At 66.4% G+C, this 23596-nt stretch carries 24 protein-coding genes and 1 tRNA gene; 20 read left to right on the top strand and 5 right to left on the bottom strand.

The annotated features are described in order from the left end of the window. Window positions 1-9 precede the first annotated feature (9 nt). The 11 genes from OXR00_RS04050 (at window position 10) to OXR00_RS04000 (ending at window position 8298) form a co-directional block, all read left to right on the top strand. Window positions 10-1527, top strand: coding sequence for an ATPase, T2SS/T4P/T4SS family (locus tag OXR00_RS04050; protein ID WP_276592918.1), 1518 nt, complete (start codon window positions 10-12; stop codon window positions 1525-1527). A 77-nt stretch (window positions 1528-1604) separates the two neighbouring features. Then, the gene (gene gspF / locus OXR00_RS04045; protein WP_242146560.1) at window positions 1605-2831 is read left to right on the top strand and encodes a type II secretion system inner membrane protein GspF; all 1227 of its coding nucleotides are present in this window, start codon (window positions 1605-1607) and stop codon (window positions 2829-2831) included. 30 nt (window positions 2832-2861) lie between these two features. Then, a complete protein-coding gene (gene gspG, locus OXR00_RS04040; protein ID WP_267387144.1) occupies window positions 2862-3299 on the top strand; it encodes a type II secretion system major pseudopilin GspG in 438 nt (145 codons plus the stop codon). After that, window positions 3274-3777, top strand: a complete 504-nt coding sequence (locus OXR00_RS04035) for a GspH/FimT family pseudopilin (RefSeq protein WP_267386752.1) — start codon at window positions 3274-3276, stop codon at window positions 3775-3777. The genes gspG and OXR00_RS04035 overlap by 26 nt, the downstream gene beginning before the upstream one ends. Continuing rightward, window positions 3770-4183, top strand: a complete 414-nt coding sequence (gene gspI / locus OXR00_RS04030; protein WP_267386751.1) for a type II secretion system minor pseudopilin GspI — start codon at window positions 3770-3772, stop codon at window positions 4181-4183. Before OXR00_RS04035 ends, gspI begins: the two co-directional genes overlap by 8 nt. A 77-nt stretch (window positions 4184-4260) precedes the next feature. After that, window positions 4261-4908, top strand: coding sequence for a type II secretion system minor pseudopilin GspJ (gspJ, locus tag OXR00_RS04025; RefSeq protein ID WP_267386750.1), 648 nt, complete (start codon window positions 4261-4263; stop codon window positions 4906-4908). Next, window positions 4901-5887, top strand: a complete 987-nt coding sequence (gene gspK, locus OXR00_RS04020; RefSeq protein ID WP_267386749.1) for a type II secretion system minor pseudopilin GspK — start codon at window positions 4901-4903, stop codon at window positions 5885-5887. Before gspJ ends, gspK begins: the two co-directional genes overlap by 8 nt. Next, entirely contained in the window at window positions 5884-6981 is a 1098-nt protein-coding gene (gspL, locus tag OXR00_RS04015; protein ID WP_267386748.1) for a type II secretion system protein GspL, read from the top strand. The genes gspK and gspL overlap by 4 nt, the downstream gene beginning before the upstream one ends. Further along, window positions 6978-7454: a type II secretion system protein GspM gene (gspM, locus tag OXR00_RS04010; RefSeq protein ID WP_267386747.1), complete on the top strand. Its 477-nt coding sequence runs from the start codon at window positions 6978-6980 to the stop codon at window positions 7452-7454. Before gspL ends, gspM begins: the two co-directional genes overlap by 4 nt. Then, window positions 7451-8173, top strand: coding sequence for a type II secretion system protein N (gene gspN, locus OXR00_RS04005; RefSeq protein ID WP_267386746.1), 723 nt, complete (start codon window positions 7451-7453; stop codon window positions 8171-8173). Before gspM ends, gspN begins: the two co-directional genes overlap by 4 nt. A 48-nt stretch (window positions 8174-8221) precedes the next feature. Continuing rightward, window positions 8222-8298 (top strand) — tRNA-His (locus OXR00_RS04000). Window positions 8299-8358: 60 nt separating this feature from the next. On the opposite strand, the gene moaB is transcribed toward OXR00_RS04000, so the two are convergent. Genes moaB through OXR00_RS03985 form a run of 3 tightly spaced genes read right to left on the bottom strand, consistent with a single transcriptional unit; the run spans window position 8359 to window position 11259 of the window. Next, the gene (moaB, locus tag OXR00_RS03995; RefSeq protein WP_267386745.1) at window positions 8359-8886 is read right to left on the bottom strand and encodes a molybdenum cofactor biosynthesis protein B; all 528 of its coding nucleotides are present in this window, start codon (window positions 8884-8886) and stop codon (window positions 8359-8361) included. Continuing rightward, window positions 8876-10660, bottom strand: coding sequence for a lytic transglycosylase domain-containing protein (locus OXR00_RS03990; RefSeq protein ID WP_267386744.1), 1785 nt, complete (start codon window positions 10658-10660; stop codon window positions 8876-8878). Before OXR00_RS03990 ends, moaB begins: the two co-directional genes overlap by 11 nt. Continuing rightward, a complete protein-coding gene (locus tag OXR00_RS03985; RefSeq protein ID WP_346731978.1) occupies window positions 10657-11259 on the bottom strand; it encodes a uracil-DNA glycosylase in 603 nt (200 codons plus the stop codon). The genes OXR00_RS03990 and OXR00_RS03985 overlap by 4 nt, the downstream gene beginning before the upstream one ends. Before the next feature lie 259 nt (window positions 11260-11518). Between OXR00_RS03985 and OXR00_RS03980 the strand changes: the two genes are divergently transcribed. The 6 genes from OXR00_RS03980 to OXR00_RS03955 all read left to right on the top strand — a co-directional run bounded on the left by OXR00_RS03980 (window position 11519) and on the right by OXR00_RS03955 (window position 19052). After that, window positions 11519-13180 (top strand): electron transfer flavoprotein-ubiquinone oxidoreductase, encoded by a 1662-nt coding sequence (locus OXR00_RS03980; protein WP_267386742.1) that lies wholly within the window; start codon window positions 11519-11521, stop codon window positions 13178-13180. 66 nt (window positions 13181-13246) lie between these two features. After that, window positions 13247-14080 (top strand): 4-(cytidine 5'-diphospho)-2-C-methyl-D-erythritol kinase, encoded by an 834-nt coding sequence (locus tag OXR00_RS03975; RefSeq protein WP_267386741.1) that lies wholly within the window; start codon window positions 13247-13249, stop codon window positions 14078-14080. A gap of 266 nt (window positions 14081-14346) precedes the next feature. Then, window positions 14347-16068, top strand: coding sequence for a dihydroxy-acid dehydratase (gene ilvD / locus OXR00_RS03970; protein ID WP_267386739.1), 1722 nt, complete (start codon window positions 14347-14349; stop codon window positions 16066-16068). Next, window positions 16055-16453, top strand: a complete 399-nt coding sequence (locus OXR00_RS03965; RefSeq protein ID WP_267386738.1) for a hypothetical protein — start codon at window positions 16055-16057, stop codon at window positions 16451-16453. The genes ilvD and OXR00_RS03965 overlap by 14 nt, the downstream gene beginning before the upstream one ends. Further along, the gene (locus OXR00_RS03960; protein ID WP_267386737.1) at window positions 16450-17871 is read left to right on the top strand and encodes an NAD(P)H-hydrate dehydratase; all 1422 of its coding nucleotides are present in this window, start codon (window positions 16450-16452) and stop codon (window positions 17869-17871) included. The genes OXR00_RS03965 and OXR00_RS03960 overlap by 4 nt, the downstream gene beginning before the upstream one ends. After that, window positions 17868-19052 carry a class I SAM-dependent RNA methyltransferase gene (locus OXR00_RS03955; protein WP_267386736.1) on the top strand — a complete coding sequence of 395 codons (1185 nt, stop codon included), beginning with the start codon at window positions 17868-17870 and terminating at the stop codon, window positions 19050-19052. The genes OXR00_RS03960 and OXR00_RS03955 overlap by 4 nt, the downstream gene beginning before the upstream one ends. Window positions 19053-19061: 9 nt before the next feature. Here OXR00_RS03955 and truA read toward each other — a convergent pair whose 3' ends face one another. After that, window positions 19062-19802 carry a tRNA pseudouridine(38-40) synthase TruA gene (truA, locus tag OXR00_RS03950; RefSeq protein WP_267386735.1) on the bottom strand — a complete coding sequence of 247 codons (741 nt, stop codon included), beginning with the start codon at window positions 19800-19802 and terminating at the stop codon, window positions 19062-19064. Next, on the bottom strand, window positions 19799-20701 hold the full coding sequence (gene fmt / locus OXR00_RS03945; protein WP_267386734.1) for a methionyl-tRNA formyltransferase: 903 nt from the start codon (window positions 20699-20701) through the stop codon (window positions 19799-19801). Before fmt ends, truA begins: the two co-directional genes overlap by 4 nt. A 55-nt stretch (window positions 20702-20756) precedes the next feature. Between fmt and recR the strand changes: the two genes are divergently transcribed. The 3 genes from recR (at window position 20757) to rmuC (ending at window position 23593) form a co-directional block, all read left to right on the top strand. After that, window positions 20757-21353, top strand: a complete 597-nt coding sequence (gene recR, locus OXR00_RS03940; protein ID WP_267387143.1) for a recombination mediator RecR — start codon at window positions 20757-20759, stop codon at window positions 21351-21353. Between the two features lie 44 nt (window positions 21354-21397). Then, entirely contained in the window at window positions 21398-21937 is a 540-nt protein-coding gene (gene def / locus OXR00_RS03935) for a peptide deformylase (protein ID WP_267386733.1), read from the top strand. A gap of 114 nt (window positions 21938-22051) precedes the next feature. Then, window positions 22052-23593, top strand: a complete 1542-nt coding sequence (gene rmuC, locus OXR00_RS03930) for a DNA recombination protein RmuC (protein WP_242147138.1) — start codon at window positions 22052-22054, stop codon at window positions 23591-23593. Window positions 23594-23596: the final 3 nt, after the last annotated feature.

Genomic DNA, 23596 nt, shown 5'->3' with positions numbered 1-23596 from the left:
CCGACGGGGATGATGGCAATCCCCTACATGTTCGCGCGTCGCTTCGGCGTGGTGCTGGGGGATGCAACGGACGGCCGCTTGTCGGTAGCGATGCGCGAAGGCGGCGATCCCAAGGTGTTGCTCGAATTGCGGCGTCACCTCGCACAGCCGTTCGACGTCGGCATTGTTCCGTCCGAGGCGTTCGACCGGTTGCTGTCGGATCGCTATGCGATGGACGGCCAGGCGGCGGCGCTGGCGGCTGGCGGCATCGGCATGGGCGACGAGCTCGATATCCTCGCGGGCGACCTGCCCACCGCCGACGATTTGCTCGACACCGCCGACGATGCGCCGGCGATCCGTCTCATCAACGGCATCATCGCCGATGCCGCCCGCAATGGCGTGTCGGACATTCACATCGAGCCGTATGAGACAGGCCTCGTCGTGCGGATGCGGATCGATGGTGTGTTGCGTGAGACGCTGCGCATGCCGCCGCACGTCGCGCCGGTGGTGGTCAGCCGCGTGAAAGTCATGGCGCGGCTCGACATCGCCGAGCGGCGCATCCCGCAGGACGGCCGCATCGGCCTGACGCTAGGCGGCAAGCTGCTCGACGTCCGCGTCTCGACGCTGCCGAGCCGCGCGGGCGAGCGGGTGGTGCTGCGAATCCTCGACAAGGAGAATGCCGGCATCACACTCGACGTGCTCGGCATGACGCCGGCGATGAACGAGATGCTGAAGGCGACGCTGACCGAGCCGAACGGTATCGTCCTCGTCACCGGGCCGACCGGTTCGGGCAAGACGACGACGCTATACGCCGCGCTGCGGCTGTTGAACGATGGCAGCCGCAACGTGCTGACGGTGGAAGACCCGGTCGAGTATGCGGTCGAAGGCGTCGGCCAGACGCAGGTCAATGCCAAGGTCGGCCTGACCTTCGCGGCGGGTCTGCGCGCGATCCTGCGGCAGGACCCGGACGTGGTGATGGTCGGCGAGATCCGCGACCGTGAGACCGCAGAAATCGCGGTGCAGGCGTCGCTTACCGGCCATCTCGTCCTCTCCACCGTCCACACCAATGACGCGGTCGGCGCGATCACGCGGATGCGCGACATGAAGATCGAGCCGTTCCTGCTTGCCTCCACGCTGCGCGCGGTGATCGCGCAACGACTGGTGCGGCGGTTGTGCGAGCATTGCCGGCGGCCGGTGCAGGCGTCCGGCTCTGTAGCGGCGCTGCTCGGCTTCGATGCGGGAACGGTCGTGTACGAGGCGGTCGGCTGCGAACAGTGCAACCACACCGGCTATAAGGGGCGGATCGGCGTGTTCGAGGCGGTGCGCATCGACGAGACGATCCGCCGTTTGATAAACGATGGCGGCGATGAGTCGTTGATCGCACGCCACGCTTTCCTGCACGCGCAGAACCTCGGCGCTGCGGCGCGGCAACTGGTGCGGGACGGCAGGACTACGCCCGAAGAAGCCGTGCGCGTGTCACGCCGCGATATGGCCGATGCCGAGGCTCCGGTCCTGGCGCCAAAGCCGGAACCGGTCGACAATGGCTGAACGCGGCCTTCACCGGTCGCACGTGGTGCCGTCGGCCGAGCCACCTCACCGCGAAGCGCGGCTGGGCGTGCCGCGACATGGCTGATTTCGATTATCTTGTCATCGACGCCAAAGGCCGCGAGGTTCGCGGTCATCTCGCCGCCGCTTCGGTAGACTCCGCGCGTGCCGCACTTGACCGCAGGGGGCTCTACGTCCTGAAGCTGGAGCCAGGCGCGCCACCACCACCCCGAAGCAAGGCGTTGCTGTCGGACCTGCGCATCGGGCGGCGGCGGATGAACACCAAGAGCCTTACGCTGTTCACGCGCCAGCTCGCCACGCTGAACCGGGTTTCGCCGCTCGAGGAAGCGCTCCGCACGATCACGAGGCAGACCGAGCAGGATCATGTCCGCGAGATCGTTCAATCCGTGCATGCGGGGGTGACCGAAGGCCGGCGGCTCGCCGATTCGATGGCACGCGAACCGAAGAGCTTCCCGCCGCTGTACCGCGCGATGGTCGCAGCGGGTGAGCGGTCCGGTGCGCTACCGTCGATCCTCGAACGGCTATCGGTGCTGCTCGAGCGGCAAGCGGAGATCAACGGCAAGATCATCACCGCGATCGCCTACCCTGGGGTGTTGGCGCTGGTCGCCACCGCAGTCGTTACCGCACTGATGATGTTCGTGGTGCCGCAGGTGGTCGAGCAGTTCGATACCGTTGGCCAGCAGCTTCCGCTGCTGACGCGCATCGTGATCGGTATCTCGCATTTCCTGGTTGGCTGGTGGTGGTTGATCCTGCTGGCGCTGGGGCTGGTGGGCGTCGCCTTTTGGCAGGGGATGAAGCAGCCGGCGATCAAACTCGCGTTCGACACCCGCATGTTGCGATTGCCGCTGATCGGGCGGTTGCTGCGCGATCTGCATGCGGCGCGGATGGCGCGCACGCTCGCGACCATGGTTGCAAGCCGGCTACCGTTGCTGGACGGGCTGGCGCTGACCTCCGGGACGATCCATAACGCGCGGCTGAAACAGGCTACGGACGAGATCGTCGAGGCAATCCGCGGTGGTGGCAGCCTGTCCGCGGCAATGCGACGGGTCGGCGTGTTCCCTCCGTTGCTGACCTATCTGGTTGCTTCGGGCGAGGCGGCGGGGCAGCTCGACGAGATGCTCGCGCGTGCCGCTGAATATCTGGAACGCGAATTCGATCGCTTTACCGCGACCGCACTATCTCTGCTTGAGCCGCTAATTATCGTTGTGATGGGGGGTGTCGTCGCCGCGATCGTGCTATCGATCCTGTTGCCGATCCTCCAGCTCAACACGCTGGCTGGCCAGTAGTATTCGACATGAAGGACTGACATGATCCCGATGCGCTCAATCCGCAAACGCCGCCGCAAGGAAGACGGCTTCACCCTCGTGGAGTTGATGGTGGTAATCGTCATCATCGGCCTGCTTGCGGCGATCGTCGTCATCAACGTGTTTCCGAGTGGCGACAAGGCGCGCATCACGCGGGCGAAGGCGGACATCTCCACGATCGAACAGGCGCTGGAACTCTACAAGCTGTCGAACGGCAGCTACCCGTCCACGTCCGACGGGCTGAACGCGCTCGTAAATGCACCGGCTGGCGCGGACGCCTCAAAATATCAGAAGGGCGGTTACCTCAAGAAGATCCCGCTCGATCCCTGGAACCATCCCTATCTCTACGCCTCGCCCGGCCAGCATGGCGAGGCTGATGTCTGGACGCTTGGTGCGGACAACAAGGAAGGCGGCGAGGGTGTCGATGCCGATATCGGTAGCTGGCAATAAGCCCGATCTCGAGAACGGCTTCACGCCCGTTCGGCGCTCTGCCGAACACGGCTTCACGCTGGTCGAATTGATGATCGTGGTGACGATCATCGGACTCGCCTCGGCGGCGGTAGTGCTGAGCCTGCCGGACCCGCGCGGGCGCTTGGCCGACGAGGCATCGCGGTTTGCGCTGCGCGCGCGGGCGGCGCACGACCTCGCCATCGTTCAGGCACGGCCCGTCAGCATCTGGGTGACGGCGGGGGGGTACGGTTTTGACGTGCGGCGCGATGGGGCATGGACGGCGGTCGCCGACAAACCGCTCCAGGTCACGAAATGGGGCGCAGGTACCCAGGCGGTCAGCGGGATCGCCGGACGTGATCGCGTGGTGTTCGATTCGACCGGCATCGCCGATCGCCCGTTCGATGTACGGCTGCTGCGCGACGGGCAGGCAAGCGACGTTCATGTCGGTGTGGACGGGACGGTCAAGGTCGATGGATAGGGCGATCGCCGGCAAGCCTGCTGTCGGGAGCATTGGCGCCGGAGGCGCGGCGAGAGGTTTCACCCTGATCGAGATGATGGTCGCACTCGCGGTCTTTGCGCTTGCTGCACTCGCGCTGATCCGGCTCGAGGGCGCGACGATCCGGGGCGCGGGCATCCTCGATTCCGCGCTGACCGGGCAGATCGTCGCGCGCAACGTCGCGATCGAGGCGGTGACGGATGCCAAACCGCCGACGCTCGGGATCGCCACCGGCACCGAACAGAATGACGGCAAGGCATGGACGTGGACGCGCACGGTCGCCGCGACGGGTGATCCGCGCATCCTCCGCATCGACGTGGCGGTACGGGATGTCAGCGGCCGCGCGGCCGGCAAACTGACGATGGTTCGCGCGGCAAGCACGTCGTGAACGATCCCGCTCTTTCCTTCGCAAGGCGAAGACCGGCTACCGGCCCGGGAACGGCGGCACCTGCGTGTGATCCGGGTTTGGAACCATGTGACGGTTTCCCGCAGGCGCGCGCGAGGGAGGCCGGGCAGGCCGGCTTCACGCTTGTCGAGATGATGGTCTCGCTGCTGATCTTCGGCATGCTTGCCGCCGCCGGCGTTGCGCTGCTGTCGTTCAGCGTCCGCGCGCAAGGGGTGATGGCGGGCAAGCTCGACGATACCTCCGCGCTGGCCCGGCTGTCGTCCGCGTTGGAGGCGGACCTCGCACAGGCATCGTTGCGACAGACGCGTAACGATCGCGGCGATCTGCTCCCTGCGTTCACCGGGGAAAACGGGTCGGGCGCGGTGCCGATGTTGCGGCTGGTGCGGGGTGGCTGGAGCAACCTCGACGGGGCACGGCGGCCGGGCGAGCAGAAGGTAGAATACCGGCTCGATGGTGATACGCTGATGCGCGTTGCCTACCCGCAGCTCGACGGCGCGCAATCCTACCCACCGACGGCGATGCTGACGAAGGTGCGGCAGGTGGCCTTGCGCTACCGCGTCAACGGCGCGTGGAGCGACCGATGGGAAGGGTCCGCGAAAACGCCGCTGCCGCAGGCACTGGAAGTGCGGCTGGTCCGCAGCGACGGCACGCAGGTCCGCGAACTGTTCCTCGTTGGCACCGGCTACGGCGAGCGCAAAAGTGGCTGAGCGCAAACACTCCGAAACCGGCGCGGCGTTGCTGACGGTGCTGCTCCTCGTCGCGGTGATCGCGGTATTGGCGGCAGGCGCGCTCGAACGGCTGCGCATCGCCACAAAGCTCGGCGGCAACGCGGTCGCGCTCGATCAGGCGCGCGCCTTCGCGGTCGCGGGTGAAGCGCTCGCGGTTGATCGAATCAGCGATTTGCTCGGGCGGGACGCGAGCCGCGTGTCGCTGGCCGGTGGGTGGAGCAACACGCCGATCCCGTTGCCGGTGAGCGGCGGCATCGTCACGCTCCGCATCATCGACGGTGGCAATTGCTTCAACCTCAACGGCCTTGTGACAAAGGGTGAAAACGGCCGCTACACGGCCAACCCGACGATCGTGGATCAGTTCGCGAAACTGATCCGCCTTGTCGGCGCGCCCGCGCGATCGCCGGAGGGGATTGCGGCGGCGGCCGCCGACTGGATCGACAGCGACACCACGCAACTGCCCGGCGGTGCCGAGGACAGCGATTACAGCGGCCTCGAAACGTCATACCGCACCGCCAACACGCTGATGAGCGATCCCAGCGAATTGCGCGCGGTGATGGGCGTCACGCCCGAAGTGTACGAGAAACTGAAACCGTGGATCTGCGCGCTCCCGATTGCGGATGCGGCCAAGATCAACGTCAACACCCTGCAGCCCGAACAGGCGCCGTTGCTGGCGGTGCTGTTGCCCGGTACCCCCAACGTCTCGGCAGTGCGGCGTGCGTTGCTTGAGCGGCCCGCGCTGGGATATGAAAACACCGTGAAGTTCTGGCAGTCTTCATCGTTCGGGGCGGCGGGGGACACCGGCGATGCTCCGTCACAGACCGACGTGACGACCAAATGGTTCGATCTGCGTATCGACGTCACCGTCAGTGGCACGGACCTGCAACAAAACAGCCTGATCGACGCATCGACGCTTCCCGCGCGGCTCGTCTCGCGGCAATGGGGCGAAGCATCATGAGGCAAACTCTCGTCATCTTTCTGCCACCCGGGGACATGCCCTGGCGGTGGCTGCGCATCACCGGCGATCAGGTCTCCGCGCGTGGCGAGGGCCTGCCAGTGCCCCTGGAAGACGATTCGCCGTTGCCGGTGGTGGTGACGCCGGCTGACGCCGTTACACTGCATTGGGCAGACCTGCCCGATCGTTCGCCGGCGCAGGCCGTAACGGCCGCGCGCATCCTCGCCGCAGAAGCGAGTGCGGCGCCGATCGGCGATCTGCACGTCGCGGTCGGGCACGAGGAAGGCGGCAGCGAACGGCCGATCGGCGTGGTGGCGATGGCGCAGATGCGTAGCTGGCTCGACACCTTGGCGGCGAACGGGGTGGAGGCTGGCGCGCTGGTGCCCGCGCCGATGCTGCTGCCGCGACCCGAGAGCGGTTTCGTGGCCGGCGATCTTGGCGGCGAGAGTGTCGTGCGCGGTGCGACGACCGGGTTCGCCGACGATACGGTGCTGACCGGGCTTATCACCGGCGGCATCGCGCCCGAGCGGCTGGACCGCAGCGTGCTTGAGGCAGCGATCGTAGCGGCGGTGGCGGCACCCGCGCTCGATCTGCGGCAGGGTGCGTTTTCACGGCGGACACGCTTTGCGGTGGACTGGGCGTTGGTGCGGCGGCTCGGGTGGCTTGCGCTTGCGATCCTGGCGGCCAGTCTGGCGATCTCGATCGTGCAGATCGTCCGCTACAATGTCGCGGCGGGCGAGCTGGAACAGCGTGCCGACATCGCCGCGCGCGCCGGCTTGCCGCAGGGCGAGACGATCAGCGATGCCGACCGGCAGCTCGATCAGCGGCTGGCGCGGCTGCGGGGGCCGGGGCTTGGTTTCAGCCGCACCGCCGCGACCGTGTTCGGCGCGGTGCGGGCGGTACCGGGGGCGGAGGTGACGAGCCTGGCCTTCGACACCACCGGAGCCTTGCGGGTGGGGTTCGCAACGGAAGGTGAGGGCGCGGCGACCGATCTCCAGCAGCGGCTGCGCGCGGCCGGGCTGTCGGTCGACCCGGGCGGCGCGTTCACCGCCACCGGCGGTCGGATCACGGGAACGCTGACGGTGAAGCAACCATGATCGCCAATCTGAAGACGTGGTTCGACGGCCGCGCGCCGCGTGAGAAATACATGCTGATGGTCGCTGCCGCGCTGTTCTGCGTGACGGTGATATGGGGCCTGTACGTACCGATCGGCGACGCACTCTCATCGGCAAAGACGCGGCACACGGATGCCGTGATTCGGTACGGCGAGACGCAGGCGCGGGTGCGTGCGATCGAACAGATCGGCAAGGGCGTACCGGCGCAACTCGCCGGGCCGCTCGACACCCTGATCCGTGACCGCGCCAACGAGGCAGGCTTCGAACTGGCCAGTGTCGGACCGGCAGCAGGCGGCGGTGTGCAGCTTGCGATCGCCAAGGCCAAGCCTGCGGCGCTGCTGGGCTGGGTCGCAACGCTGGAGAATGGCGGCATGCTGGTCGACTCGTTCTCGGCGACCGACAACGGCGACAAAACGGTGGCGGTGCAGATGACGGTAAAGGCGCAAGGGCGATGAGGCGTATTCGGCTGACGACTGGCCCGGCGGCGATCTTTGGCGCGGTGTTCGTGCTGGCGCTGCTGGTACTGCTGCCGATGCGGCTGGTGCTCGGCGCGATCGGCGTGGGTGAGCAGGGGCTGAGCGCACGTGCGGTCGAGGGTAGCGTGTGGGGCGGTGATCTGCGCGAGGCGCAGGTCGGCCGGATCGCGCTCGGGGATCTTGGCGTGGGCGTGTCGCCGCTCGCGCTGCTGCTTGGCCGGGCGCGGATCAGCGTGTCCGGCCATGCCACCGATCTTGGCCGCAACGTACACGGCGCGATCGAGATGAGCCGCCACAGCGTCGGCATCGACGGCATGACCGCAACGCTGCCGGCGGGCAACATCTTCGCACCGGTACCGATCTCCTCGCTGGATCTCGATTCGGTGGACGTGAAGTTCGACGGCGGCCGCTGCCAGCGCGCAAGCGGCCGGGTCACGGCAGCCCTGAGCGGCGACGTGGCGGGCATCAGCCTCGCCCACGGCATGGCGGGCGACGCGCGCTGCGACGCCGGTGCGTTGCTGCTGCCGCTCGCTAGCCAAGCCGGCACCGAGCGCGCCGTAGTGCGGTTGTGGCAGGACGGGCGGTTCCACGCGGACCTTACGATCCAGTCGGACGACCCCGCCGCGCAGAAGCTTTCGCTCGTCGGCTTCCAGCATGGCGAGACCGGATATACGCTTTCGCTCGAAGGAAAGCTTTGACGCCTTGACGGGCGCCCCTCCTCCCCGCTAGGAGCGCGCTTCCTAACGGCGATCGTAGTTCAATTGGTTAGAGCGTCGGCTTGTGATGCCGGATGTTGCGGGTTCAAGTCCCGTCGGTCGCCCCATTTTCCCTGTAGTCTGTTGGTAGTCCGCAGCTTGCGTCAGTCGGTGTGCGGTGGCTGCGCTTAGCGTTCCAGCAAGCGCGGCATCAGTTCGACAAAGTTGCAGGGCTTGTGCCGGCTGTCGAGCTGGTCCTTGAGGATGCCGTCCCACCCGTCCTTCACCGCACCGGTCGAACCCGGCAGCGCGAAGATGTAGGTGCCGCGCGTCACGCAGGCGCAGGCACGCGACTGAACGGTCGAGGTGCCGATCGTCTTGAAGCTCAGCCAGCGGAACAGTTCGCCAAAGCCGGGGATCATCTTGTCGGCGACCCGCTCGATCGCTTCGGGTGTCACGTCGCGACCCGTCACGCCGGTGCCGCCGGTGGTGATGATGCAGTCGACATCCGCATCGTCGATCAGCGTGTGCAACCGCGCGACGATCAGGTCGGCATCGTCCTTGATGATCTCACGCGCGGCAAGGACATGGCCAGCCTCGCTCAGCCGCGCGACCAGCGTGTCGCCGGAACGATCGTCGGCGAGCGACCGCGTGTCGGAAATAGTGAGTACCGCGATCCTGACCGGCAGGAACGTGGCGCCAAGGTCAATTGGCACTGGCGATCGACACTGGCTTGGCGCCATATGCGGTCATCCGGACCGCCGTAGCGCCCGGCATGCCCGGAAAGCGCGGCCACAGGCCCTGCGCCAGCGCGGCGCGGCTCGGCGAGGCTTTCTTGCCGGTCTGGCCTTCGTAGACCCAGTAGTTGCGCAGTACGGTCGTCACGTAGCCGCGCGTCTCCCAATAGGGAATGGATTCGATGTAGAGCAGCGGATCGCCCCCGTCGTGGCTTTGCGCGTTCCACAGGGAAACCGGCACCGAACCCGCGTTATACGCCGCAATCACCTTCGGCAGCAGGCCGCCCGTGCAGGGCTGGTCGCGCAGTTGCTCAAGATAGGACTGACCAACCTCCATGTTCGCGCCCGGACGCGTGAGTGCGGCGCGATCGTAGCTGCGGCCCTGCTTGCGGGCGATATCGCTGGCGGCAGCGGGCATCACCTGCATCAGGCCGTATGCGCCCGCCGGACTGGTGACGGTGGTGCGGAATCGCGACTCCTGAAGCGCATGGGCGTAGACCAGCGCCTTGTCGACGCGCCAGCCGCCGTCGGGCGTCCAGTTCGGCGCGGGGAAGCGCGCCTCCACCGGCGGCGTCGCGCCGACCGGTCCGTTATGCGACAGCCAGACGAGCGTGCCCGGCAGATTGAGCGCCTCGGTAAAGCGCACCAGCGCGGGGAACTCGGATGGAGAGCCGATCCGCGCCTGTTGGCGAATCACCTCGTCGGCAAGGTCGTTTTCGCCGATCTCGACCAGCGCGGCCGCAACGCGGATGTTGGGGCGGCGCGACAACAGATCCCAGTCGCGCGCGAATGCAATCGGGCTGGCTTTCGCGAGCGGGTCGTGGATCGCCAGCGCCTGTCGCGCGAGCAGGCCGTAGAATGTCTCCTTATACTGCGCCGCGCTCTTCAGGCGGGCCTCGATCCGGTCGGGCCGGGCGCAAACCATGTCCGCGCGCGATGCCCAGTACAGGCCGGCGGCTCGCATATCGACGTCCGAGGCGCGCGCGGCGACCGTCTCGAAACCGGTATCGGCGGCGGCACAATCCTTCTGCCGCCAGGCGGCGAGCGCGCCGACCCAGTTGCCCTGTACCGCCCAATCACCATAACCGCCCGCGGCCTTGGCTGCCATCATGCGCGCATTGGTGTCATCACCGGACAGGAAGTACATCCAGGCGATGCGCTGCTGCCACTCGGTCACGGCATCGCTTGACAGGTTCGGAGTCGAGTCGAGCAGTGCTTGCGCGGATGCGCCATCGTCCGCCTTGACGAAAGGTTGCATGCGGATGGCGAGTTCGCCCGCGACCATATCGCTCCTGATCGCCTTGGCGCGCTTGCGCTGCGGCGCGCCGTCGATCCAGGTGAGCTTGTTCGCCTCGGGCAAAGCCGGCAAGCCGACGCCACCGCGCGAGGAGGCGAGCGCGTAGATCTGCTGCGCCTGCGGCAGTTCGGGCGCATCGGCGAGCAGCTTCATCAACGGATCAAGATCTGCCTTGGGCGAGCCCTTGGCAGTGACCATCTCGGCACGGGCGATGGCGTGGAGCGGGCCGGGCTTCATCGCGTCGAGCTGGAGTTGCGCGTCCTGCCACTTCTGCGCGCGAATGCTGGCGAAGACAGCGGAGTAGCCGGCGCGCTGCTCGGCATCGAGCTGGACCGGCACGCCAGCGGCGAGTGTTTCGACCTTGCCGCGCGGCGCGGCCGGTTCGGCGTGCGCGGCGACAGGGGCTACGATGGGCAGCAGGGCCAGCGTACAGGCGAGTGCGAACTTCGCGGTCACAGGTCGGATCCCCCGATCAACAATTGCAAATCTCTCCAGGCTTCCGCTTTCTGCGCAGGCCGTTCGAGCAGGAGGCGGGGGTGAAAGCTGACCACCGCTTCTGTTATAGAGTCTCTTATGTCGGTTGGCTGGTTAATCCGATGTAAACCGTTGCGCGCCCGGGTAACGTCCGTCGCAAGCAAGGCTCGGCTCGTCGCGTTGCCGAGAATGAGCAGCCGTTTCGGTGCGATCAGCGCGACGTAATGGCGTGCGATGTCCGCAAGACGCACTTCCACTTCCGGCGCGACCCGGCCAGCTAACGGTCGTACCGTACAGAGCGACGCGAGATACACGTCGTCGCGACTGCGCCCGATCGCCGCGAGCATCCGGTCGAACAGACGACCGGCAGGACCGTCGAGCAGACGCCCTGCTGCGGCATCATCCCGCTCCGGGGTGTCGACGAGGATCATGAGGTCGCTGTCGGCTTTGCCCTGCGCGGCGAGCGGCGGGCCTCCGCTCCAGGTTGCTTCGGGCGCATCCGGGCCAACCCGCCAGGCGAGAAACGCATCGAGGGTCGCGGGCAGCGGAACGACTATGGCGGCGGCGGGTTGATCCGCCATGATCCGCTTGGGCGGTGCGGGCGGCGGCGCGGGTGCCGCGAACCAGTCGCGCGGAGCCTCATCGGCGAGCGAGTCGATGCCGGCGTCGCGCCACCACTCCAGCGCGCTCGCGATTGCATCCGACCACGCGATATTTTGGTCCGCCCCCATGGCTGGCCTTAGACTCCATAGTTGACGTAACCGTCAACTCGCTGGCACGCGGGGTTGGACGAGATGGTGCGAGCGCGCGACGAGTATCCGTGCCGCCAAGGAGAAGACGATGAGTAACCGGGAGTCGATGCCGTATGACGTCGTGATCGTGGGCGCGGGGCCGGCTGGCCTCAGCGCGGCGATCCGGCTGAAACAGCTGGCTAATGCCGCCGGGGCCGAACTGTCGGTGTGCGTGCTGGAAAAGGGTTCCGAAGTCGGCGCGCACATCCTGTCGGGTGCGGTGGTCGATCCGAAGGCGCTCGACGAACTGCTGCCGGACTGGCGCGATCAGGGCTGCCCGCTCGCCGAGGTGCCGGTGACCGACAACCAGCACTGGATCCTGTCGAAGACCGGTAAGTTCGCGGTGCCGCACTTCATTACGCCCGGTTTCATGCACAACACCGGCACCTATACCGGTAGCCTCGGCAATCTGTGCCGCTGGCTGGCGGGGCAGGCGGAAGAACTCGGTGTGGAGATCTTCCCCGGCTTCGCGGCGGCGGAAATCCTCTTCGATGAAAGTGGCGCAGTGCTCGGTGTCGCTACCGGCGACATGGGCGTAGCGCGCGACGGCACGCACAAGCCGGACTACACGCCCGGCCTCGAACTCCACGCGAAATATACGTTTTTCGCGGAGGGGGTGCGCGGGCATCTCTCCAAGGAAATCATCCGCACCTTTGATCTGGCCAAGGACGCCCAGCCGCAGGTCTACGGTCTTGGCATCAAGGAATTGTGGGACATCCCCGCCGACCAGCACGTGCCCGGCCGTGTGGTGCATACGCAGGGCTGGCCGCTGAAGGAGACGCCGGGTTCAAATGGTGGCGGCTTCATCTACCATCAGGCCGGCGGGCAGGTCGCGATCGGCTTTGTGACGTGGCTGTCGTATACCAACCCGTATCTCTCCCCGTTCCAGGAGATGCAGCGCTGGAAGATGCATCCTGAGATCGCCGCGCTGCTCAAGAGTGGCAAGCGCGTATCGTACGGCGCGCGTGCGATCAGCGACGGCGGTTTGCAGTCGCTGCCCAAACTGACGTTCCCGGGCGGCGTACTGGTGGGCGACAGCGCCGGGTTCCTCAACGTGCCACGTATCAAGGGCACGCACACCGCGATGAAGTCGGGCATGATGGCGGCGGAGGCGGCGTTCGCGGCGGTGCAGGCGGGGCGCGCGCAGGATGAACTGGCGGCGTATCCCGAGGCGTTCGACGCGAGTTGGGTGAAGAAGGAGCTGTCGATCGTCCGCAACGTCGTGCCGCTGGTCGAGAAGTTCGGTGAGCGGGTCGGTGCCGCGCTCGCCAATGCGACGATGTGGCTGGAAAGCTGGGGCATCAAGATGCCGTTCACGATGAAGCATCACCCCAACCACGAGAGCCTGTGGCGTAAGGATCAGGTCAAGCCGATCGATTACCCCAAGGCCGATGGCGTTCTGACCTTCGATCGCCTGTCCTCGGTGTTCCTGTCCAACACCAACCATGAGGAGGACCAGCCGGTTCACCTCACGCTCCGCGATCCCAACATCCCGGTCGAATACGATCTGCCGATGTTCGACGAGCCCGCGCAGCGCTATTGCCCGGCTGGCGTGTACGAGATCGTCGGGCAGGCCGAAGGCGACCCGAAGTTCGTCATCAACGCGCAGAACTGCGTCCACTGCAAGACCTGCGACATCAAGGACCCGACCCAGAACATCAATTGGGTGGTGCCGGAGGGCGGCGGTGGACCGAACTATCCCAACATGTGATGCGCGGCGGGCAGCGGAGGGATGCACCGCCGCGACGCAATCGATAAGCCGAGTAAACACCACGCAATGACCCAGACGATCACCGAACGCGCGCCCGCCAAGATCAACCTCGCGCTACACGTCCGCGCGCGGCGGCCGGACGGGTACCACGCGCTCGAAACGCTGTTTGCCTTTCTCGAAGACGGTGACGAACTGCACTTCACCCCCGGCGCGGCCAGCTTCACGATCGAAGGTCCGTTCGCGGCGGCGTTGTCCGGTGAAGGTGACAATCTCGTCCTGCGTGCGGCACGCGGCTTTGCGGCGACGTTCGGTGTCGCGGTCGAAGGCGCCTGGGTGCTGGAGAAGAACCTCCCCGTTGCCTCGGGGATCGGCGGCGGTTCGGCGGATGCCGCTGCGGCGCTGCGCATTCTCGCACGGCGGTATGACGTCGCACGGAACGACCCGCGCCTTTTCGCGGTGGCCGATGCGCTGGGCTCGGATGTGCCGGCGTGCCTGCTTGGTGAGCCTGCGCTCGGCACCGGCCGGGGTGAACAGCTCGATCCACTCGGGCAGTTGGGTGGGGTACCCGTGCTGCTGGTGAACCCTGGCGTCGCGGTGTCGACCGGCCCGGTGTTCAAGGCGTGGGACGGCGTCGACCATGGTCCGATCATGACAGGCGCAACGCTCGACCGAGCGTTGGCCGGTCGCAACGATCTGGAAGCACCGGCCCGCACGATCGCGCCGGCGATCGGTGAGGTGATCGACCTGTTGCAAAGCACCGCGCCGACGCTCGCCCGCATGTCCGGTTCGGGCGCGACGTGCTTCGCTTTGTACGCGTGCGATGACCAGCGCGCGGCAGCCGCCGATCGGGTTCGCGCGGCCCAACCCGGTTGGTGGTGTCTCGAATCGCGACTGTCGTGACACTTTGCCGTCTCGAAACGGCACATCGCCTATCGATTGCCGCATGTCGCTGGCGACAAACGCACTTGGCACCCAACGTGCAAAGCGGTCGCTGAACGGGTCCGCCGCTCAGCGCGCCGCGCCCGCCGATGGTCCTCGGCCGATCCGAGCGCCATTTCGGTCGGAGGCGGCGGAAGCGATTCTGCCGCCTCTTCCGGCGCTTCATAACTATCAGGTGCGCAACAGACTTGCGTCCAAAGCGCGTTTCGCGACATAGGGCGCGCATTATGAGCAATGTTTTCGACAAATCCCGTCTGCCGAGTCGCCATGTCTCGGTCGGTCCCGAGCGCGCGCCGCACCGCAGCTATTACTATGCGATGGGCATTCCGGAGGAGGATATCGCCAAGCCTTTCGTTGCCTTGGCGAGTGCTGGCAACAACTCCGCACCGTGCAACACCACGCTCGACGGTCAGGCGGATGCCGCGCAGCGCGGCGTGATCGCGGGCGGCGGCCTGCCGCGCCGGTTCAATACCATCACCGTCACTGACGGCATCGCGATGGGGCATCAGGGGATGAAGTCCTCTTTGGTTAGCCGCGAAGTGATCGCCGACTCGGTCGAACTGTCGGTGCGCGGCCATTGCTATGACGCTCTGGTTGGGTTCGCCGGGTGCGATAAGTCGCTGCCCGGCATGATGATGGCGATGCTGCGCCTCAATGTCCCGTCGATCTTCGTCTACGGCGGGTCGATCCTGCCTGGCCGCTTCCACGATCGCGACGTCACTGTCGTCGATGTGTTCGAGGCGGTCGGCAAATACGCCGCCGGCGCGTGTCCATTGTCGGAGGTGCATGAACTCGAAAAGGTCGCCTGTCCCGGTCACGGCGCTTGCGGCGGGCAATTCACCGCCAATACGATGGCCTGCGTGGGCGAAGCGATCGGTTTGTCGTTGCCGAACAGCAACATGGTGCCTGCACCCTACACCACGCGTGAACAGATCGCGGTCGCTGCCGGCGCGCAGGTGATGGAACTGATCGCCCGCAATCTGCGTCCTCGCGACATCTGCACGCGCGAGGCGTTCATCAACGCCGCTCGCGTGGTGGCGGCTACGGGCGGATCGACCAATGCTGCGCTGCATCTGCCTGCGATGGCCAATGAAGCTGGTATCGACTTCGATCTCTTCGATGTCGCCGAAGCTTTCAAATCAACACCTTACATCGCCGACCTCAAACCTGGTGGTCAGTACGTCGCGAAGGATATGTACGAGGCCGGGGGCGTCTACATGCTGATGAAGACGATGCTCGGCGGCGGCTTTCTGGACGGCAACTGCATGACCGTGACCGGCAAGACGCTTGGCGAGAATATCGACGAGGTAACGTGGAACCCCGACCAGAAGGTGATCTACGACATCGCCACCCCGATCACCGCGACTGGCGGTGTGGTCGGCCTGCGTGGCAGCCTCGCGCCAGACGGGGCGATCGTTAAGGTGGCGGGTATGCACCGGCTCGTATTTGAGGGGCCGGCGCGCTGCTTCGATCGTGAGGAGGACGCCTTTGCCGCCGTCGAAGCGCGCGCGATCAACGAGGGCGAAGTCATCGTCATCCGCTACGAAGGGCCAAAGGGTGGCCCCGGCATGCGCGAGATGCTCTCTACCACTGCCGCGCTGTACGGGCTTGGCATGGGTGAGAAGGTTGCGCTGATCACCGACGGACGTTTCTCGGGCGGCACGCGTGGTTTCTGCATCGGCCATGTCGGACCGGAAGCGGCCGAGGGTGGCCCGATCGCCCTGGTCGAAGATGGCGACGCGATCCGGATCGACGCGGAGGTGGGCACCATCGACCTGCTCGTCGCCGACGATGTGCTCGCCGCGCGCAAGGCGGCGTGGGTCGCGCGCACCAATGATTATCAGGCGGGAGTGTTGTGGCGCTATGCGCGGAACGTCGGTCCCGCTTATAGGGGCGCGGTGACGCACCCTGGGGCAAAGGCCGAAACGCATGTCTATGCGGATATCTAGCGTATTGTTGCTGGCGGTGGCGCTTGCGGCATGCGGCGAACGGAACACTGATAACGAGACACTCGCCAAGGTCGAGGCGCAGCAACGCGCCGCGGCGGACGACGACGGAATGATCGAATGTGCCGTCAAAGGCGCGGGCGCGTTCACGCGCTCTTGCACGGTTGATCGAGCGGAAAGCGACCAAGGGCTGGTGCTGACGCTCCGGAACAAGGATGGTGCATTCCATCGTTTGCTGGTGACTAAGGACGGGCGCGGCGTCATCGCTGCCGATGGCGCGGAGATGGCGGTGGTGACGGTGCTCGACGCTGGCCGGATCCAAGTCGCGCTGGCCGGCGATCGCTACCGACTGCCGGCGACGGTGAAGGGCGTGGCCAAGCCATCATGATCCGACCCGAAGGCCAGCCGATCCTCACCGCCGCCGCGATGCGGGCGGCGGAAGAGCGCGCAATTGCAGCGGGATCCAGCGTGGCTGAGTTGATGGAGCGCGCCGGCGCCGGCGTTGCGGAGGCGGTGCGCCGGCTTGCCGCGGGCGCACCCGTGCTGGTGCTCTGCGGCCCCGGCAACAATGGCGGCGACGGCTATGTCGCGGCGCGGATCTTAAAGGCAGGCGGCGCAGACGTGCGCGTCGCCGCGCTTGCCGTCCCGAAGACCGAAGCCGCGTCGGCGGCCCGCGCGCGCTGGGATGGCCCGATCGAACGGTTCGACGATTGTGAGCCGGCGCCGATCCTTGTCGACGCGCTGTTCGGCACCGGATCACGACCACTCGACCCGATGGTCGGCGACCGGCTTGCTGCGCTCGTGGGTGCCGCGCGCTTTTCTGTCGCTGTCGATTTGCCAAGTGGCATCGATGGCGATCAAGGCGCCGATGCGCGAGCGCTCGAGCTGATCAGCTACGACCTGACGCTCGCTCTGGGAGCACTGAAACCAGCGCATGTGCTTGAGCCGACAGCCGAACATTGCGGCTCGGTGCGGGTCGTCGAGATTGGTCTCGATCTGCAACTGGATCGGGAGGCGAGCACTGACTGGACGATCTCGCGCCCCTGGGTCGCGCCGCCGTATCGCTTCGACCATAAATACTCTCGTGGGCTGGTGATCGTGCTTGGCGGTGCGATGCCGGGCGCGGCGGCGCTCGCGTCGGGGGCGGCGATGCACGCCGGCGCGGGATACGTGATGCTGTTCGCCGATGAAGCCACAGGCGGGGCGCCGCATGCGCTGGTGCGGCGCTCCTGGTCCGCGCAGGCGTTGGTCGGGATGCTGGATGGAAAGCGACCGGACAAGACCGTGATCGTGGTCGGACCGGGGCTGGGTAAGGATGACGCCGCGAGCGCCAAGCTGGAGGCGGCGCTTGGCGGCACGCATAAACTGTTGATCGACGGTGACGCCTTGCATCTGCTCGACGAATCGGCGTTCACGCGCATCAAGGCGCGGAGCGGGATGGTGGTGCTGACCCCGCATGCGGGCGAGTTCAAGGCGCTGTTCGGCAACTTCACCGGAAGCAAGATGGAAGCGGCACGCAACGCCGCCGCACGTTCCGGAGCGGTGGTGGTGTTCAAGGGCCCTGATACGGTCGTCGCATATCCGGACGGGCGCACCCGCGTCGGGCTTGGCGCAAGCGCGTGGTTGTCGACTGCCGGAACCGGTGACGTGCTGGCCGGTACGATCGCGACGATGCTCGTTGCGGATACGCCCGCGCCGGCCGAGGCGGGCGTTTGGATGCACGGCGAAGCGGCGCGACGGCTTGGCGGAGCGTTCATCGCCGACGATCTCGCGCGCGAACTGGCAGCGGTGCGGGCGGCATTATGACGGACACGATCGTGCGCGTTGCGGCACGGGGCGACGGCGTGACCTCGAACGGTCGTCATGCCGCGTTCGCCGCGCCGGGTGACACGCTGACCGAGACGGGTGAGGTCATTCCCGGCCCGCATCATCAGGTGCCACCGTGCCGGCATTTCCCGGCTTGTGGCGGGTGCCAGCTCCAGCATCTCGACGATGCGGCGTATGCGCGCTTCCTGATCGATCGCATCGCCGGAGCGCTGGCGGCGCAGGGGCTAGAGGCGCCGATCCGCGCACCATTGTTGTCCCCGCCGCGTAGCCGTCGCCGTGCCGCGCTACAGGCGGAAATGCGCGAGGGGCGCGTATGGATCGGCTTTAGCGAAAATGCCAGCCATGCCATCGTCGACCTGCTCCAATGTCATGTGTTGACGCCGAAATTGTTTGCGATCTTAGCACCTTTACGCAAAATGCTCGCAGCATGGCTTAAGAAGGGGCGGCGTGCTCGCCTGCACCTGACCGAGGCGGATCAGGGTGTGGATCTGTTGATCGAGGGCGTCGAAGCAGAAGGCCTCGCAGCGGCCGAGGCGATTACCGCCTTTGCGCAGGCGAATGGTGTGGCGCGGCTTTCGATCGACTCCGGTCTCGGCCCGGAAACGCGCTGGGAGCCGGAGCCGGTGACCATCACGCTCGGTGGCGTGCCGGTGCCGATGCCACCCGCTGCGTTTCTGCAAGCGACCCGCGAGGGCGAAGATGCGCTGGTGACAGCGGTGCGGGAGGGGGCGGGTGCGGCACGGACGACTGCCGATCTGTTCGCGGGCCTGGGTACCTTTGCGCTGTCGCTATCCGGGAAAGTCTATGCCGGCGAGGCGGCGCGCGACGCAGTCCTCTCGCTCAAGGCGGCTGCCGCGCGCACCGGTCGCGCTGTATTCGCCGAACACCGCGACCTGTTCCGCCGCCCGCTCACCAGCGGCGAGTGCGATCGGTTTGATTGCGCGGTGCTCGACCCGCCGCGTGCGGGCGCGCACGAACAGTCGCTGCAACTGGCGCAATCGAAGGTGCCGGTGATCGTGTATGTTTCGTGCAATCCGAGCAGCTTCGCACGGGATGCCGAGCTTCTGTGTAAAGCGGGATACCGGATCGATTGGGTGCAGCCGGTCGGACAATTTAGCTGGTCGACGCATGTCGAGTTAGTGGCGCGGCTCGGTCGCTGATCGGGACGGTCAGGGGTAGTCGGCGCGCAGGAAGTACAGACCGTCCGGCGGCGCGTTGAAGCCGAGCGCGGTTCGATCCCGCGCCTGCAAAGCATCACGTAGATCGTCCGGCGTCCACTTGCCCTGGCCGACCAGCGCGAGACACCCCACCATCGAGCGGACCTGATGGTGCAGGAACGACCGTGCCGAGGCCGAGACGACGATGCGATCGCCGCTGGCGTTCACCTCCAGCCGGTCGAGCGTGCGTATCGGGCTGTCCGCCTGACAGTGCGCAGAGCGGAAGGTGGTGAAATCGTGCCGGCCGACCAGTTGCCGCGCGCCCTCCGCCATCGCCGCCACATCGAGCGGTTGGGGCACGCGCCACGCCAGTCCGCTCTCGAACGTCAGCGGAGCGCGCCGGGTGACGATGCGATACGCGTAATGCCGCGCGATGCAGGAGAAGCGCGCATGCCAGTCGTCCGCCACGGCATCGCATGTGAGGATCGCGACCGGGTGCGGTCGAAGTTTCGCATTAAGGGCTTCCATCAGGCGAAACGGGGCGATGTCGCGCTCGATTTCGACGTGCGCACGCATACCGGTGGCGTGGACCCCGGCATCCGTCCGCCCGGCCGCCTGCACGCTGACCGTCTCGCCGGTGATTGCGTGTGCGGCGGTTTCAATCGCCTCCTGCACGCTTGGCCCGTGCGTCTGGCGCTGCCATCCCATGAATGGCCGCCCGTCATACTCGACCGTCAGCGCGAACCGGGTCACAGGCGGGTGCCGGGCGGGATCGGGAAGCCGCGCAGCAGGTCGCGTGCCGTCATGGCGCCACGACCGGCACGCTGGAGCAAGGTCGGCCGCAACGCGCCGCTTCCGCACGTGATAGTGAGGTGGTCGTCCAGAACCATGCCGGCCTCACCCGAGGCGCGGATCGGATCGGCGGCGAGAAGTTTCACACGTTCGCCCGCGATCTCGAAGAACGCGCCCGGCACGGGGTTGAACGCACGCACCTGCCGCTCGACCTGTTCAGCAGGTTGCGACCAGTCGATCCGCGCCTCAGTCTTGTCGATCTTTGTGGCGTAGGTGATGCCGTCCTGCGTTTGCGTGACCGCCGGGTGTCCGTCGTAATCCCCCAGTACCGTCACCATCAGCCGCGCACCCATGGCGCTCAATTCGTCGGTCAGTGCGCCAGCGGTCTTGCCGTCGATCGGCGTACGTCCTTCCAGCCGCACCGGGCCGGTGTCGAGCCCAGCCTCCATCTGCATGATGCCGACGCCCGTTTCGAGATCCCCGGCAAGGATCGCGCGTTGGATCGGCGCCGCCCCCCGCCAGCGTGGCAGCAGGGAGGCATGGACATTAAGACAGCCCAGACGTGGCGCATCCAGCACCGCGCGCGGCAGGATCAGGCCGTAAGCGGCCACCACCGCAACATCCGCGTCCAGTGCCGAAAACGCAGCCTGCACCTCGGCATCGCGCAGCGAGACCGGCGTACGCACGTCAATTCCCATCGCCTCTGCCGCGAGGGCGACCGGCGTAGGGGAAAGCGCCTTGCCGCGACCGGCCCGGCGCGGCGGCTGGCTGTAGGTGGCGACGATGTCGTGGCCCGCTTCCACCAGAGCGCGCAGCACCGGCACCGAGAATTCGGGCGTTCCCATGAAAATGATCCGCATGGGCGATGCTCTGGCCGCTTGTCGGGGGGCACTGCAACCCCCTATCTGTTCCGCAATGGCCTCTCCCGAAATCGACGCGCTCACGCAGGCGCTTTCCCGTCTGCCGGGGCTGGGCCCCCGCTCGGCGCGGCGCGCGGTGCTGCATTTGCTCAAAAAACGCGAGGGCGCGCTCGGTCCGCTGCTTGCCGCCCTGACCGCGGTGGAAGCGCGGCTGACCGACTGCCACCTGTGCGGCAACGTCGATACGACCGATCCCTGCGCGATCTGCGTCGATCCGCGCCGCGATCCGCGCGCGCTTTGCGTCGTGGAGGAAGTGGCGGACCTGTGGGCGCTGGATCGTTCGCGGCTGTTTCCGGGGCGTTTCCATGTGCTTGGCGGGCGGCTGTCGGCGCTCGAGGGCGTGCGGCCGGAGGACCTGAGCATCGACGCGCTCGTCCGCAGGATCGAGTCCGGTAGCATCGATGAGGTGGTGCTGGCGATGAACGCCACGCTGGAGGGGCAGACCACCGCACACTATATCGCCGAGCGGATCGAGCGTTTTCCCGTGCGCGTGACGCAGCTTGCTCATGGCCTGCCGGTGGGTGGGGAGCTCGACTATCTTGACGAGGGTACGCTGGCGCAGGCGCTGCGCGCGCGGCGGCCGGTCATGTAACCACCCGGCTTGACGAACGCGCGGGCGGTTCCTAGCTGCCCCGTATGGCCATTATGGAAATCCTCGAGGTTCCGGATCCTCGTCTGAAGAAGATCGCAAAGCCCGTCGACACGATCGACGATGGTGTGCGCAAAATCGTGTCTGACATGTTCGACACGATGTACGATGCGCGCGGCATCGGGCTTGCCTCGATCCAGGTCGGTATCGAGCAGGCCGTCGTGGTGATTGACCTTCAGGAAGACGAGCCGCCCCTCGAAGAAGGCGGTGAGCCGCGCCCCGCACGCCAGCCGCACGTTTTTATCAATCCTGAAATCGTGTGGCAGAGCGAGGATCTCAACACCTATACCGAAGGCTGCCTGTCGATTCCGGAGAATTACGCGGATGTCGAGCGGCCGGCGCGCTGCCGGCTGAAGTGGCTGGACCTCGACAGCGTCGCGCACGAAAAGGAGTTCGACGGCTTGATGTCGACTTGTGTCCAGCATGAACTGGATCATCTCGCCGGCATCGTTTTCCTCGATCACATATCGCGGCTGAAGCGCGATATGATCCTCAAGAAGCTCGCCAAGGCGCGTAAGGCCGCCTGATCGCGCACGCATCGCTTGGCTGCATGACCAACGGTCCGTCGCAGCGTGGTTGATCGCCGCGCGGCGTCGCAGTAGGTTCGCCGTTCGTTCCGGGGGAGCAAGCGGTTGGATTTGATGTTCGGTATGGTCGTGATTTTCGCGCTGTTGATCGGCGTCGGTCTGGGCTGGTGGGTCGGGCAGCGCGGTCTCGCGGCGATGCAGGCCGAGCGCGACACGCGCGAGGCCGATTTCAAACGCGCAATCGTCGATCTCGCCGGTGCGGAGGAGCGCGCGCGCGCGGCCTTTGGGTTGCGTGAGGAACTTGCCGAGGTCCGCGCTGACCTGTCGGAAATTCGCGAAGATCGCGATCGCGCGCGGCTGGAGAATACCGCGCTGAAGACGCATGCCGCGTCGTTCGAACATCGTTTGTCCGAGCGCATCGCGGAGGAAGAAACCCGGCTAAAGATGGCGACCGATGCGCATGATGCGCGCGAACGCGCGCTGCGCGAGGCGTTCCAGGCGCGCGAGCAGACCAGCACTGAAACGTACGAGGCGCGGATCGCCGGGCTGCTCCACGCCAAGGATTTGCTTGCGACGCAATTCGCCGAAGTCTCGAACAGGCTGCTGGTCGAGGCGCAGGAAAACTTCCTCAAGCGCGCTGACGAACGCTTCCGCCAGTCCGAGGAGACGGCAGGGCAGAACCTCAAATCGATGCTCCAGCCGGTCAGTGATCGCCTGTTGCGATATGAAGAGACGGTCGGCAAAATCGAGGCGGAGCGGGTCAGCGCGTTCGATCAGTTGAAGGGCCAGCTCGAAGGCCTGCGCGTCGGCCAGGAGAAGGTGTCGAGCGAGGCGGCCAAGCTGGTCAATTCGCTACGCAATGCGCCAAAATCACGCGGTCGCTGGGGTGAGCAGCAACTGAAGAACGTGCTGGAAACCTGCGGCCTGTCCGAACACACCGACTTCCAGACCGAAGTCAGCATCTCCGGCGGTGACGAGGGCGGGCGACTGAGACCCGACGCGATCGTCAAGGTACCGGGCGGCCGCAGTCTGGTGATCGACGCCAAGGTTTCGCTCAACGCGTATCAGGATGCGTTCGGCGCGGTCGACGAATCGGAGCGAAAGGTTGGGCTTGCCGCCCATGCCGCGTCTATGCGTGCGCACGTGAATGGCCTCGGCAACAAGGCGTATTGGAACCAGTTCGCCGATGCGCCCGATTACGTCATCATGTTCGTGCCGGGCGAACATTTCCTCACCGCGGCGCTCGAATATGATCCGAGCCTGTGGGACTTCGCGTTTGAAAAGCGCGTGCTGCTCGCAACACCGACCAACCTGATCGCGATCGCGCGAACGGTCGATGCGGTATGGCGGCAGGAGAAGATGGCCAAGCAGGCGCACGAGATCGGCGCGCTCGGCAAGGAATTGTACGAGCGGCTTGCCAAGGCGGCGGGCGATCTGCGCAAGGTCGGCGGCGGGCTGACCTCGGCGGTCAACAACTACAACACCTTCGTCAGCAGTTTCGAAAGCCGTGCGCTGGTGACGGCGCGGAAGTTCCGCGATCTCAACATTGATACCGGCGCGAAGGAAATCGACGAGGTTCAACCGGTCGAGGCGCTGGCGCGGTATGGCGACGCCACACCCGCGCTGGCTGCGCCGGTTGAGGAACCTGCGGAATAAAGC

The organism is Sphingomonas sp. GC_Shp_3 (assembly GCF_026540945.1).
In the GTDB taxonomy this organism is placed as follows: Bacteria; Pseudomonadota; Alphaproteobacteria; order Sphingomonadales; family Sphingomonadaceae; genus Sphingomonas.
Note: the sequence above shows the minus strand (reverse complement) of the source record. Positions and strands in the feature narration are given on the sequence as shown.